Annotated in this window: 11 protein-coding genes and 1 pseudogene; 2 read left to right on the top strand and 10 right to left on the bottom strand. The window is 43.0% G+C overall.

The genetic code is table 11. The annotated features are described in order from the left end of the window. The 4 genes from D8872_RS11195 to D8872_RS11030 form a co-directional block, all read right to left on the bottom strand. A partial coding sequence (locus D8872_RS11195; RefSeq protein WP_260471684.1) for a KxYKxGKxW signal peptide domain-containing protein occupies positions 1-4389 on the bottom strand: 4389 nt, incomplete at its 3' end. 431 nt (positions 4390-4820) lie between these two features. Beyond that, positions 4821-4997, bottom strand: a complete 177-nt coding sequence (locus tag D8872_RS06780) for an XRE family transcriptional regulator (protein WP_125390395.1) — start codon at positions 4995-4997, stop codon at positions 4821-4823. Between the two features lie 67 nt (positions 4998-5064). Continuing rightward, positions 5065-5871, bottom strand: coding sequence for a glycosyltransferase family protein (locus D8872_RS11280; RefSeq protein WP_514133000.1), 807 nt, complete (start codon positions 5869-5871; stop codon positions 5065-5067). Next, the gene (locus tag D8872_RS11030) at positions 5796-6080 is read right to left on the bottom strand and encodes a hypothetical protein (RefSeq protein WP_260471683.1); all 285 of its coding nucleotides are present in this window, start codon (positions 6078-6080) and stop codon (positions 5796-5798) included. Before D8872_RS11030 ends, D8872_RS11280 begins: the two co-directional genes overlap by 76 nt. A gap of 103 nt (positions 6081-6183) precedes the next feature. Between D8872_RS11030 and D8872_RS06770 the strand changes: the two are divergent. Further along, positions 6184-6744: pseudogene (locus D8872_RS06770) on the top strand (transposase); the annotation flags it as partial. Between the two features lie 237 nt (positions 6745-6981). Here D8872_RS06770 and D8872_RS06765 read toward each other — a convergent pair. Next, complete coding sequence (locus D8872_RS06765; protein ID WP_005589536.1) at positions 6982-7674, bottom strand: phosphoglycerate mutase; 693 nt, start codon at positions 7672-7674, stop codon at positions 6982-6984. Positions 7675-7825: 151 nt separating this feature from the next. Beyond that, positions 7826-8278, bottom strand: coding sequence for a peroxide-responsive transcriptional repressor PerR (locus tag D8872_RS06760; protein WP_125390394.1), 453 nt, complete (start codon positions 8276-8278; stop codon positions 7826-7828). A gap of 345 nt (positions 8279-8623) precedes the next feature. On the opposite strand from D8872_RS06760, the gene D8872_RS06755 reads away from it, so the two are divergent. Then, a complete protein-coding gene (locus tag D8872_RS06755; protein ID WP_125390393.1) occupies positions 8624-9817 on the top strand; it encodes an L-lactate MFS transporter in 1194 nt (397 codons plus the stop codon). A 121-nt stretch (positions 9818-9938) separates the two neighbouring features. On the opposite strand, the gene D8872_RS06750 is transcribed toward D8872_RS06755, so the two are convergent. The 4 genes from D8872_RS06750 to fakB all read right to left on the bottom strand — a co-directional run bounded on the left by D8872_RS06750 (position 9939) and on the right by fakB (position 13398). Then, entirely contained in the window at positions 9939-11210 is a 1272-nt protein-coding gene (locus D8872_RS06750) for a TRZ/ATZ family protein (protein ID WP_125390392.1), read from the bottom strand. A 70-nt stretch (positions 11211-11280) separates the two neighbouring features. After that, positions 11281-11982, bottom strand: coding sequence for a DUF4947 domain-containing protein (locus D8872_RS06745; RefSeq protein ID WP_125390391.1), 702 nt, complete (start codon positions 11980-11982; stop codon positions 11281-11283). A gap of 196 nt (positions 11983-12178) precedes the next feature. Then, positions 12179-12454, bottom strand: coding sequence for a non-specific DNA-binding protein Hbs (gene hbs, locus D8872_RS06740; protein WP_005589527.1), 276 nt, complete (start codon positions 12452-12454; stop codon positions 12179-12181). A 110-nt stretch (positions 12455-12564) separates the two neighbouring features. Then, positions 12565-13398 (bottom strand): fatty acid kinase binding subunit FakB, encoded by an 834-nt coding sequence (gene fakB / locus D8872_RS06735; protein WP_125390390.1) that lies wholly within the window; start codon positions 13396-13398, stop codon positions 12565-12567. Between the last annotated feature and the right edge of the window lie 17 nt (positions 13399-13415).

Here is a 13415-nt window from a genome sequence, read left to right as displayed (position 1 = left end):
TTGACTAGCACTGATGCTTGCTGAGATAGATGCTGAAGCACTTTGGCTCGCACTAATTGACGCAGAGTGGCTCGCGCTTACTGAGATAGACGCTGAGTTCTGGTTGTTAGATGCTGAAGCTGAGGCACTTTGGCTTGCGCTTACTGATGCTGAAGTACTTTGACTTGCAGATACTGAAGCTGAAGCTGATTGGCTTGCTGATACAGATGCTGAGTGACTTGCACTTACTGATGCTGAAGCACTTTGGCTCGCACTAATTGACGCAGAGTGGCTCGCGCTTACTGAGATAGACGCTGAGTTCTGGTTGTTAGATNCTGAAGCTGAGGCACTTTGACTTGCGCTTACTGATGCACTTACGCTTGCACTTGCTGAAGCACTTTGGCTTGCACTTGCTGAGCTTGAGGCTGATTGGCTAGCACTGATGCTTGCTGAGATAGATGCTGAAGCACTTTGGCTCGCACTAATTGACGCAGAGTGGCTCGCGCTTACTGAGATAGACGCTGAGTTCTGGTTGTTAGATGCTGAAGCTGAGGCACTTTGGCTTGCGCTTACTGATGCTGAAGTACTTTGACTTGCAGATACAGACGCTGAAGCTGATTGACTAGCTGATACAGATGCTGATTGACTAGCACTTACTGATGCTGAAGCGCTTTGGCTAGCTGATACAGATGCTGATTGACTAGCACTTACTGAAGCTGAAGTGCTTTGGCTCGCACTAATTGACGCAGACTGGCTCGCGCTTACTGAGATAGACGCTGAGTTCTGGTTGTTAGATGCTGAAGCTGAGGCACTTTGGCTTGCGCTTACTGATGCTGAAGTACTTTGACTTGCAGATACAGACGCTGAAGCTGATTGACTAGCTGATACAGATGCTGATTGACTAGCACTTACTGATGCTGAAGCGCTTTGGCTAGCTGATACAGAGGCTGATTGGCTAGCACTGATGCTTGCTGAGATAGATGCTGAAGCACTTTGGCTCGCACTAATTGACGCAGAGTGGCTCGCGCTTACTGAGATAGACGCTGAGTTCTGGTTGTTAGATGCTGAAGCTGAAGCACTGATGCTTGCGCTTACTGATGCTGAAGTACTTTGACTTGCAGATACAGAAGCTGAAGCTGATTGACTAGCTGATACAGAGGCTGATTGGCTAGCACTGATGCTTGCTGAGATAGATGCTGAAGTGCTTTGGCTCGCACTAATGGACGCAGAGTGGCTCGCGCTTACTGAGATAGATGCTGAGTTCTGGTTGTTAGATGCTGAAGCTGATGCACTGATGCTTGCGCTCACTGATGCTGAAGTACTTTGACTTGCAGATACTGAAGCTGAAGCTGATTGGCTAGCTGATACAGAGGCTGAGTGACTTGCACTTACTGATGCTGATGCGCTTTGGCTCGCACTAATGGACGCAGACTGGCTCGCGCTTGCTGAAATAGACGCTGAGTTCTGGTTGTTAGATGCTGAAGCTGAAGCACTGATGCTTGCGCTCACTGATGCTGAAGCACTGATGCTTGCACTTACTGATGCTGATGCGCTTTGGCTCGCACTAATTGACGCAGACTGGCTCGCGCTTGCTGAGATAGAAGCTGAGTTCTGGTTGTTAGATGCTGAAGCGCTTTGGCTAGCTGATACTGATGCCGAGTGACTTGCACTTACTGATGCTGAAGCTGATTGACTTACAGATACTGATGCGCTAGCTGATTGACTTGAGCTTACTGATGCTGACGCGCTTTGGCTAGCTGATACAGATGCTGAAGCTGAGTGACTTGCAGATACAGAAGCTGAAGTGCTTTGGCTAGCACTAATTGACGCAGAGTGGCTCGCGCTTGCTGATACAGATGCTGAGTGACTTGCACTTACTGATGCTGAAGCCGATTGACTTGCGCTTACTGATGCACTTACGCTTGCACTTGCTGAAGCACTTTGGCTTGTACTTGCTGAGCTTGATGCTGATTGGCTAGCACTGATGCTTACTGAGATAGAAGCTGAAGCACTTTGGCTCGCACTAATTGACGCAGAGTGGCTAGCACTTACTGATGTTGAAGCACTTTGACTAGCTGATACGGATGCGCTGGCTGATTGGCTTGCTGATGCACTTTGGCTAGCATTTACTGAGCTTGATGCTGATTGGCTCGCACTGATGCTTGCTGAGATAGATGCTGAAGCACTTTGACTTGCAGATACAGAAGCTGAAACTGATTGGCTAAGGGATCCGCTTTCTTTAATATTTACTTGAATGTCCTTAAAGTTAAGCTGTCCCGCTTCGTCAGTAATCTTATATTTAAGTGTTACAGTTCCTGTTCCAGTAGGCGTCCCAGAAATTTGGATAGATGGGATATAACCAGTTTTACCAGCCCCTGGTTCATCGGTTCTAGTAGTAACTGTTAATCCAAGTGCTTCTAGTTCTTTCTTGCCATGAATCAGTTCAACCGCTTGATCTGCAAGGTAAGAACTCTGCCAAGAACCAACAGACTTATCTCCTTTGTTATTACCATCATGAACATATAAAGTTTCATTAACTCGTTTACCGACTTCAATCTCAGGAACTAGTGGTTCAGGGGAAGGAGTTAGTGAGTCTTTGCTCTTGTTGATAATTGACTCCTGCGCAGCCTCAGTTACAACTTCTTCTGGACGGCCTAGATAGGTAAAGAAGTCAGCATCCTTACCTCCCGATCCATTAGTCTGTCTGACGAGCATATTAGGATTTTCAGTTAAAACCGTCCCTGTAATAGTGAGTTTTGGAACATAGGTGAAATCAGCACGCCTTTCCACCCCTGTAACAAACCTCAAGCCACTATATTTGGTTGTACCACCATTACCAGTGTACAACAACATAGAATTTTTAGCATCTTGCTCATATCTATACTGTTTATCATTATGGAAATATAAAGTTTCATTAACTCTATCGCCTACTTTATATTTTGCAAGAGGAGCCAGTGCTTCTTTTTTCCCTTCGGCATCATACGTTACAGCAGGTCCCTTAAACTGAGTAGTAGTAAGGTTCATGAATATGCTGGTTTGAGGAAAGCTACGTCCATCAAAGGTCACATCCAGATTGACACTACTATTAAATGCTTTTGGATTATCACTCTTGAAAGTTACATATGGAATATAACGTCCAGGAGCCACTTCCACACGACCTGTTTCCGAGGTAATATTATATTTCTCTTGTGCTTCTTGCCAGTTTCGAGTCTCTAGAGTTGTTCTTGGAGAAAGTCCTGCAAACTCACTATCCTTATATGAACCGTAAGGATATTCGTCCGCATCAAATTGAGACTTATGCATGTAATATGTTACCGAGAAAGGAACACCTGCTCGTCCCAGAAAGACCCGTTGTCTATTTAAACGACCACTTGTTTCTGGAGAGTTGATGCTATATGGATCGGTATTTAGAAAGAAAGGTTCTTTTGATCCAGTATCGATCGGATTTGCTCTAAATCCAGAATACCCTGTCTTTGGTGCAGTCGCTACAGTATTGTCAACCTTTTGGTTTTTCTCAGCTTGCTTGGTTGTATCCTTACCTTGGGCTTGGTTCTTATCTGCTACAACACCAGCTGCGATGTTGTTGCTTGTTGTTGCTGCTTGGCTTGTGCTAAGAGCTGCACTTGCCAAACTTTGGTTAGCACTACCTGATACAAGACTTGCCGCAGGGTTGACCTTAAGGTTGAGCGATGCAGAAGCTGAGGTAGACACAGAAGCCTGAGCTGATGGTTCGCTAACAACTGATGTACTCTCAACTACAGAGGCAGGTGCTTGAGCGCTTGCTGACTCTGATGGTGTAGAGCTTACTGATGCAGATGCTTTTGCACTTGCTGAGACTGATGTAGGAGCTGATGCTGATTGACTTGCTGAGGCAGATTGACTGACTGAAGCTGACTGACTTGCTGAGGCAGATTGACTGACTGAAACTGACTGACTCGCACTCGCTTGATCCTCAACAGATTGACTGACTGATACAGAAGCTGTTGCAGATGCTTGTTCTGCTTGAGCTTTCTTTACTTCTGCTTGCGCTTGAGCGATGATTGAGTTGGCACTTGTTTCAGTTGTTTCAGCCGCTTTCGGTTCAGCTGCGATGACTGTTTTATCCTTTTCTGTATACTCAGATGTTTCATCCGCATAAACAGTTTGCTCTTGAGTCATCACAAATCCTGCAGCCCCCGCGGCCAGGATTCCCCCTATACCCGCTAGCGTGTTAAAACTAAGGTGTGCGTGATCAAGTTCTTCAGTGTCTGACATGGTACTAGAGACAACTTCGCCCATCCCACCGATACGGAAGAGATCCAATTGAGAGTTCGAGGCTTTTACCCAGTTTTTGCCCGACTTGTAAAGCTTATAACGCTTTTTCTCATCTACGATCTCGAAATCTTTGTTAAATTTTTTACTTCGAAACATTCGATTCCTTTCTTTTATCCAATTGCGACCCTTTGTTAATCTCATGACCATTAACAAAGTGTAGATTGCGCTGCCTCCCAAAACCAGAGTTAATAAAAGTTGCAGTCAGTTTCAGTTTTTATCCCTTTGACTCAGAAAAAGCAGATTCCATCTGGGATATACCAGCCGTTTTTATCCAGTATATACCACTCATCATTTTACCAAAACGGATTCCCCTTTTCAAGTAATTATATGTGAAATAACAAATGAAAATAGCTAATTTTTTCAGAAAATCCGCTTTTAAGTTTCAAATTATTGAAAGCGTTTTATTATCTTTCGAACCCCCTACTCCCCCTTTCACACTAGTTCAATTAGATAGAGGCAAAAAAACCTTGACGATTTGCTCGTCAAGGTTCATCTTTTCCAGAGACCTCCTCCATCCAGAAAAAATCCTAGAAAAAGTGTCCCAACTGCATGATGATTGTAACCAAAAGGGTGATGAGAAAGAGAATGCCACCTAGAACTGCAATCATACTAAATTCTTGCTTCTCCCTTTTTAGGGGTTTCTTTCGATTATCTAGCTGTTCTCGTATATGTTCTTGTAAAATGCCATTATCCTTGTTAGACATCTGCTCCTCCTTTTCTGTTCATAGAAAGGAATTTGCTTTCATCGAAAGCAAGTTCTCATGTATCTGGTTAAAGAATGGCCTTATATTGCTCCAAACTAGCCTGATTAGCANCCTGTTTCTGTCTAGCAAGTGCTGCTTCCATCTCTGATGAGTAAGCAAGGACAGCTTGAATCTTATCCATCATGGTTGAGACATTTTCTGGCGCATAAATGTGATCATCCGCAATAAATCGACGACTATGGCAAGTATTTTTGAAGCTGAGAATCAACATGTTGTTCTCAAAAGCTGTGCGACAAGCATTTAGGATTTCATCGCTGATATTGATATCCAGATACAAGTCACAGCGAGCAAAAAGTTCATTCACCTTAGCTGGACGAATATTAGGGTAGAGGGAAATATTCGGATAGCGATTTAATTCCATCAAATGGCTTGACATTTCTGTGATGGCTCCAACATGGAAATGTACATTTGGCAGCTGAGTCAAGAGCTGCTCTATTTGCTCAAGCTGATCACTATTGGTCAAAATCAAGGCTTCTGGATTCATATTATTAAGACGCTGGTAATCATAAATATAACCAATATTGTGGAAATAGACTTTTTCTTCCGGTGTTGCCAAACTTTGAATTTTCTCATATACCTGCCTGTCCTGAACAGCGATGCGGATATTGCGATGAGGCATTTTCATAGCTACTTTCATATTTCCAGGTAAGGCTTCTCCGATAGGCTCCTGCCAGAAGAGAACATCCTCTGCATGACCATTTTTAGGACGAAGAGCGTAGGCCACCAAGAAGGGGGTTGCTAGAGAATTATAAATAATACAATCTGTATCATATCCAAGATTTCGCCATTTACATTGCTGGAGCGAATCTCCCATAGATGCGGTTTGGGGACAAGATTAAAATAAATTGGACGGCCCTCTGGTGTGTCCAAATCTCCTGTAAAATAACTGTAAGGAGACTCGACATCTGGTGAAAGATAGCCATCGTCTTGTACAACAACAACAGGACAATCAAGTCCTGTTGCTTTTAATGAACGTAATAAATCAAAACTTGCTTGATCATAGCGGTCAAACAAACAAATCATAGTGGTTATGCCTTTCTTTCTGAATCCTACTTAGTTGGTCTGAGCAGATCGAACTAGATTAGACCAGCGCTGGGCAATATGCTCATCAAGGTAAGGCTCAGCTATCTCACTCGCTAAACAATCTTTTTGTGCGGTCAAGAAAACCTCTCCAATGCTTGAAGAGGTTCGCTACTATGCTCAAGAATTGCTTCGTCTTTCTGAACACAGACAAGTTGTCTTAAACGATATGGTAGCTCTAGCTCAGCCTTTACCAGAGTATGACATCTTACGGTCAATTCCTGGCATCGCAGAAACCACAGCGACATCTATCATTGGCGAATTGGGAGATATTCGTCGCTTTCAGTCTACCAATCAAATCAACGCTTTTATTGGCATTGACCTGAGACACTATGAATCTGGGAACTTTCTCGCCAAGGAACACATCACTAAACGAAGTAATCCCTATGCCAGAAAAATCTTGTTCAAGTGCATTTACAACATCGCTTCAGCTAGTCATACCAATCCCTGCCATATCGCTGACTTTTATGAGAAACGAAAAAGACAATCGACAATAGCTTCAACTAAGTCACATACGATTGCCTCTATACATCGTCTCATTCGAACAATGTATTACCTCATTACGCATAACAAACTTTACGATTATACTTCTACCCAAAATCGGTAAAACTATTTATGCCGTATTATGGTAACACCTTGTTTCAAAAATACCAGATGAGGTGTTTTTTTAGCATGCCCATTTATAGATCAAAAAGTGTTAAAAATAAGACAGTAACCTCAGAATAGATACTGTCTTATCCCTTTTTTTACTTAAAGCCTTGATAGACTTGACAAATGGTAGAAAAGAGCCGAATTTTTCTCCAACAATGAGAAAAAGCCCTGCTAAGCAGAGCTTCATCATCAATTATTTTCCAAGGTAGTATTCAGCAACTACGTTCAATTTTTCGTCGAATTCGAATACCAATGGTGGGAAGTTAGGGATTTCCACGTCCATGATTTCGTCATCTGACAATTGTTTGATGTGTTTTACAAGGGCACGGATTGAGTTACCGTGAGCTCCTACGAATACATTTTTACCATCTTTAAGTGCTGGAGCGATTTTATCTTCCCAGAATGGAAGGGCACGTTCCAAAGTTACTTTCAAGTTTTCAGCATCTGGGATAACTGAGTCGTCAAGTGAAGCGTAACGACGGTCAGTGTGAGCTGAGTGCTCATCATCACGATCCATGTTTGGAGGCAATACATCGTATGAACGACGCCAGATGTGAACTTGCTCATCACCAAATTGCTCAGCTGCTTCAGCCTTGTTTTTACCAGTCAAACCACCGTAGTGACGTTCGTTCAAGCGCCATGATTTTTCAACTGGAACCCAAAGTTGGTCAGCTGCTTCAAGCGCCAAGTTCGTTGTTTTAATCGCACGTTTCAAAACTGAAGTGTAAGCTTGGTCAAATTCGATACCAGCTTCTTTGATCAATTTACCAGCGTCGATTGCTTGTTGTGTACCTTTTTCAGAAAGATCTACATCAGCCCAACCAGTGAAAAGGTTAGCTTTATTCCATTCAGACTCACCATGGCGAGCAAAAACCAATTTTACCATTAGATGGATTCTCCTTTTATTTTCCGGGGTTTGCCCCGTTTATCTATTCTATTTTACAAAATTTTCTCTCAAAAATCTAGTCTCAGTGAGATATTTGTGAAATTTTCCACTTGCTTAGACTTTTGAGAAAATGAATTCTCATTCAAGACTTCTAACTAGCCACTTGTTCTTGCTGGGCGCACTCTGGACAAATGCCATAAACGACCATCTGACTCTTAGTGATTTTATAACCAGTTTGCTCTGCCGCTTCCTGCTGAACGTCTGGCAAATCCAAGTCCATATCTGCAATTCGACCACATTTTTCACAAATGACATTGAGGTGCTGATGCCCCATAAAATCATAATAGGTCGTCGTGTCATTTCGGACTTTGAGCTCTGAGACAAAGCCTTCATCAATCAACACTTTTAGGTTGTTATAAACAGTCGCCAAGCTCATATTGGGAAATTCAGGCAAGAGGGCTTGGTAAATCATCTCTGCGCTGGGGTGATTATGACTGCTGATAATAAAAGCAATCACAGCCTTTCTCGTCTCTGTGATTCGAACACCTTTCAGCCTCAGATGTTCGATTACTTCCTGGTAATTCTTTTCATACCCTTCATTCATCTTCTCTATACTCCATCCACATTCATTCTAGCTTATTTCCATTATATCATGACAAACATAGATTTTCTATTAAGAATGATTGTAAATAAGGAAAAATATTAATCTACCTAATAGACTTATTCATTTTAATTAAGTAGATTTTTGCCTCAAAGCACGATATGATAGAGATGTTAACAAACATGTAAGCGCTTAAATTATTTGACATGTCAGCTTTATAGTAACAAATTCTGTAGCCATGCTTCTGCTATTTTACCTGCCCTGCAGGAAACATGCAGGACAACTATTTGGGTACAGCTGGTTTTCTATCACTTTTTAGAAAAAAATTATATAAATGAGGATATCATTATGAAAAAAACACCAAATCGCTGGTTAATTTTAGCAGCAGCTATCTTAACCAACCTTTCTTTAGGTGCTGGATACGCCTGGTCTGTTTTTCAAAAAGCGCTGCTGGAAGCCAACGCTAGCCAAGGATGGGTGCAAGCTCAAACCTCTCTAGCCTTCAGTATCTCTTTTGCAATGGTGCCAATCGGCATGATTATTTTCGGACCTAAAGTCGATTCATTAGGCCCTAAGAAATTTGTCTTTCTAGGAGGAATTCTCTTTGGTGCGGGTATGTTTGCTACAGGATTTGCAACTTCTCTTCCTGTACTCTACTTGACCTACGGGGTTGTCCTTGGTCTCGGTATCGGATCAGCCTATGGCGCTTCAACTTCTGTCGCTACCAAATGGTTCCCTGATAAAAAAGGTCTCGCGGGTGGTTTAACCGCAGCTGGCTTTGGACTTGGACCACTAATCATCGGACCACTTGCCAAAACTCTCATCGCTTCAATGGGCGTTTATTCAACATTTAAAGTTCTAGGTATTGCCCTGCTTGTCGTTATCTGCTGCTCTTCTCTTGTCATGGAAAAAGCTCCAGCAGCTGCTCCAGCAGCAGGAAGCTCTGCACCGACAGGAAAAACTCACAAAGAAATGCTACGCGAAGGCAACTTCTGGTTGCTGTGGCTCATCTACATTTTAGGTGCTACTGGTGGTATGATGATTATCGGTTCAGCAGCGTCTATCTCTGACCAATATAAACTAGTTGGAGAAGCAACTCTATTCGTTATGCTGGTTTCTATTGCCAATACTTTTGGACGGATCTTCTGGGGAGCTGTATCGGACAAAATCGGCCGCTACCCGACCGTAATCGCCATGTTTGCCGCTGTAGCTGGTGGCTTGGCGCTGACCGTTCTCTTTAAAGGAGAAGGAAGCATCCTTGCAATCTTAGGCGTCATGCTTGTTGCCCTGTCCTTCGGTGGCTTCCTTGGATCTTTCCCAGGTATTACTGCCGAAAATTGGGGAGTGACCAACGTCGGTACAAACTACGGCTGGATGTTCACAGCTTATGGTGTTGCAGCTATTGCCGGACCACAGTTGGGTGCTCGACTTGCCCAAGCAAACAAGGGAGACTATTCAATGGCCTTCTACATCGTTATTGGTATGGCACTCCTTGGTATCGTTCTACAATTACTCTATATTTCTAAATCAAAGAAAGCTTAAATCTAACACTAACTCTGGGGTAACCCAGAGTTTTTCTTTGACAAAGAAACTGTTAGCCAGCAGAAAGTGAAAAGAGCTCTCCTGACCAACATAAAAGCCGAGACAAACTCGGCTTTTCTTTTTAACGGAACGATTCTAGATCAACGGTCAGCACTTGGCCGTCTCGGACAACCTGCTGCCCAGCAATGTAGACATCCTGAACGTCGCTACCCTTGACTGCGTATACTAGGTGCGACAGCATATTTTCCAAAGGATAGAGGTGAAGTCGTCCCTTAGGCTGAATGGCAATGAAATCGGCTTGCTTACCCGCTTCCAGACTGCCGATTTTCTTCTCTAATCCTAGAGCTTTAGCTCCTTCAATGGTCAAAGCTTTTAAAGCCTGCTCGATCGTAAACTGGGTCGCATCTCCTGCTCGCATCTTCTGGAGGAGGGCTGTTGTCCGACCTTCTTCAAACATGTCCAGATTATTATTGGAAGCGACAGAGTCCGTCGCTAAGCCAACGGTCACCCCAGCGGCTACTAAGTCTGTCACCGGAGCTACTCCAGAAGCCAGCTTGAGGTTGCTGATAGGATTATGGGCGATGCTGACTGGAGATGCTGCTAAATCTGCAATCTCTGACGGATTCAGCTCAACTCCATGTGCAAAAATGGCTGGCTGCTCCAAGTAGCCCAATTCTTTTAAAAAAGCGAGAGGTCTTTTACCATAGCGCTCCAGGATAATTTTATTTTCTTCCTGAGTCTCTGCCACGTGGATATGAAGCTTCAAATCCAGCTCACGCGCTAACTCAAGACTGCCCTTAAGTAGAGCCTTATCACAGGCATAAGGCGAATGAGGCGCCACCATGACCTGAAAATCTTCATCGTCATAGGAGCGAATTTTCTCAATAATGGCCCGAGTACGAGCCAGAGTCTCTTCGGCTGTTTCCGCCACTGAGCTAAAGAGTGTTGGTGAGAAATAGCAACGCATACCAGACTGCCGCACAGCCTGATAAATTCGGTCAATCTCCACTCCCTGAGGATTATACATGTCGTTAAAAGTCGTTGTTCCCGATTGGAGCATTTCAGCTAAAGCCAGCTGGACAGCCTGGGTCGTTAGTTCCGTTGTGAACTGGCTTTCTGCTGGCCAAATATAGTCCTCCAACCATTCGTGCAAATTGCTGTCGTCACGAATCCCACGTAGCAAGGTCATGGCCGAGTGCGTATGGCAGTTGACCAGCCCCGGCATGAGCCAAGCTCCTTCATAATCCACTAGCTCGCTGCATTGTTCTAACCAAGCCTTGTCATGGGGACCACAGTAGGCAATGCGTTCATCTTCCACGACCAACAAGCCTTCCCGATGAACATGAAATGCGCTGTCACAGGTCACCAGATTGACATTCGTATAAGCTTTCATCCTTGCTCCTTCTCATTTCGTTTTAGCTATTATAGCAAGCCTAGCAAACTAGCGCAAGAACTTTCAAAAATTATTTAAAATAAAGATAATCAGGATTGGGGGTCATATAATACAACTCTCCTTTAGAGAAAATCAGATTAATTTTATGTTGCTTATAGCTATATAAAATATAATCACTCTCCAACTGATAGTCTTGGTTCAAGCTAGCTGCCTGGGCAATATCCGCTGCTGTTACATAGAAAGCTTTTGCCTGCTCTTCCGTCACATGCTGACCTCGATAGAGCTCTTTTATATTTTCTAACTCCTGAGCTTTAAAAGTGTCCTTAATGTAATTCGGATCCTTTATGACGGCCTCTGGCTCGCCAAGCACCTTTTTGACTTGCTCCTCTGTATAGCCTTTGAAATCAGGCGTTTGAGCACTAAATCCTCCTTCAAAAGAACGATAATACACCTTGGCATTACCTGTTGCATAGATCTTGTCTTTATTGGCAGACTGTGCATCTTGAGGCAAGCCATCCGTTACTTCATCTGGCGAACTTGTCGCCTTACTCTCAGAAGCTGGAGCACTAGATGATGAGGTCTGGCTACTCTTTGATTTTTCTTGCTGACTGGAGCCTGTAGCCTTCGTCGATTCTGATTTCTTTGGTATTTTCACCTTTTGGACAGAAGAGGCTTCAGACCTAGGAACCCTTTTCCTTGGATAATAGCAAGCTGTCAAAGCCATGACAGCTGCAAGCATGGTTAAAAAGGTTATTACTTTTTTAAAATACATAGTTACCCCCATTTCTTAGCTACATTATATCATATTTTAAGTTGGGCAGGAGGAGCATCCTGATTTTTACTGTCTTCTCTAACAAACAAATGCTATGTCTTCTAGAAAGTTCAGATGATTGATGTTATGCCAAAACATAAGAAAAAACCTACTGCACAAGCTAGGAAGCTGATACAGTAGGCTTTTGATTTTTGTCTTATTTTACAGCGTCTTTAAGAGCTTTACCTGCTTTGAAAGCTGGAACTTTAGAAGCTGCGATTGTGATTTCTTTACCAGTTTGTGGGTTGCGACCTTTACGTGCTGCACGCTCACGAACTTCAAAGTTACCAAAACCGATCAATTGAACTTTTTCACCTTTTGAAAGGTATTCTGTAACTGCTGCAAATACAGCGTCAACTGCTGCTGCTGAATCTTTTTTAGTCAATTCTGTAGCTTCTGCCACTTTTGCGATCAAATCTTGTTTGTTAGCCATTTAACAAATCCTCCAATTTTTTTCTGGGTTAATAACCCTAACAGATATTATCATATCTAAAAAAAGCGTCTAGGTCAAGTCTTAAGCAGACATTTTACAAATAATTTACCTTATTTATAGCGAACTAGAACGGCCCATGCATTTTCTCCAGTGTGAGTTTGGATGATGGAACCTGTTTCTAAGACAGGGATTGGTTGTTCAACAAATTCCTGCAGCTCTTCCTTCATTTGATTGGCAAATTCTGGTCCACCCGCATAGGAAATTCCGATTTCTTCAATTTCCTTCTCTTTCAGAGACTCTTTCAAGTCATCCAGCCATTTCTTAAAGGTTTTAGCGCCCCGTCCTTTGACAATAGGAGTCAAAGTATGATTTGTCATCTGCATGACGACACGAATATTTAAAAGCGAGCTAATCAGACCAGTCACACGGCCGATACGGCCACCTTTGACCAAATTTTCTAAGGTTGATACACCGATGTATAGCTCTGTCTTGGCTTTGACTTCCTCAAGTTTTTGTAAAATCTCCTCCAAAGTCGCTCCAGCTTTTGCCATTTTAGCAGCCTCAACGACTTGAAATTTCATAGCTTGGTCCGTAAAAGAACTATCGACAACTGTTACATCAGCCTTGGCCAAGGTAGCTCCCTGACGAGCTGCCTCTACGGTGCCAGATAAAGCATGAGACATGTGAATCGAGATAATTTGGACATCTTCCGCTGATAAATCTTCGAAAATCTCTGCAAATACTCCAACTGGTGGCTGGCTGGTCTTAGGCAGATTTTTACTAGACTTCATCAACTGAAGGAATTCTCCCTCCTTCAAATTGGAATCCGAGTAGACTACACCGTCAATCATGACTGTCAAAGGAACTATTGTAATATCCAAATCTTTTGCTAATTCAGGCTCAATCGTAATCGAAGAGTCTGTTACAACTTTAATTTTTGTCATATTTTCCCTACTTTTAT

Source organism: Streptococcus cristatus, from assembly GCF_003943815.1.
Taxonomy (GTDB): domain Bacteria; phylum Bacillota; class Bacilli; order Lactobacillales; family Streptococcaceae; genus Streptococcus; species Streptococcus cristatus_F.
Note: the sequence above shows the minus strand (reverse complement) of the source record. Positions and strands in the feature narration are given on the sequence as shown.

Excerpts from the sequence above, each read along its gene's own strand:
- D8872_RS06750 (WP_125390392.1), bottom strand. The coding sequence starts at position 11,210 with ATGAAAGCTTATACGAATGTCAATCTGGTGACCTGTGACAGCGCATTT.
- D8872_RS06745 (WP_125390391.1), bottom strand. The coding sequence starts at position 11,982 with ATGTATTTTAAAAAAGTAATAACCTTTTTAACCATGCTTGCAGCTGTC.
- D8872_RS06765 (WP_005589536.1), bottom strand. The coding sequence starts at position 7,674 with ATGGTAAAATTGGTTTTTGCTCGCCATGGTGAGTCTGAATGGAATAAA.
- D8872_RS11030 (WP_260471683.1), bottom strand. The coding sequence starts at position 6,080 with ATGATTTGTTTGTTTGACCGCTATGATCAAGCAAGTTTTGATTTATTA.
- hbs (WP_005589527.1), bottom strand. The coding sequence starts at position 12,454 with ATGGCTAACAAACAAGATTTGATCGCAAAAGTGGCAGAAGCTACAGAA.
- D8872_RS06760 (WP_125390394.1), bottom strand. The coding sequence starts at position 8,278 with ATGAATGAAGGGTATGAAAAGAATTACCAGGAAGTAATCGAACATCTG.
- fakB (WP_125390390.1), bottom strand. The coding sequence starts at position 13,398 with ATGACAAAAATTAAAGTTGTAACAGACTCTTCGATTACGATTGAGCCT.
- D8872_RS06780 (WP_125390395.1), bottom strand. The coding sequence starts at position 4,997 with ATGTCTAACAAGGATAATGGCATTTTACAAGAACATATACGAGAACAG.
- D8872_RS06755 (WP_125390393.1), top strand. The coding sequence starts at position 8,624 with ATGAAAAAAACACCAAATCGCTGGTTAATTTTAGCAGCAGCTATCTTA.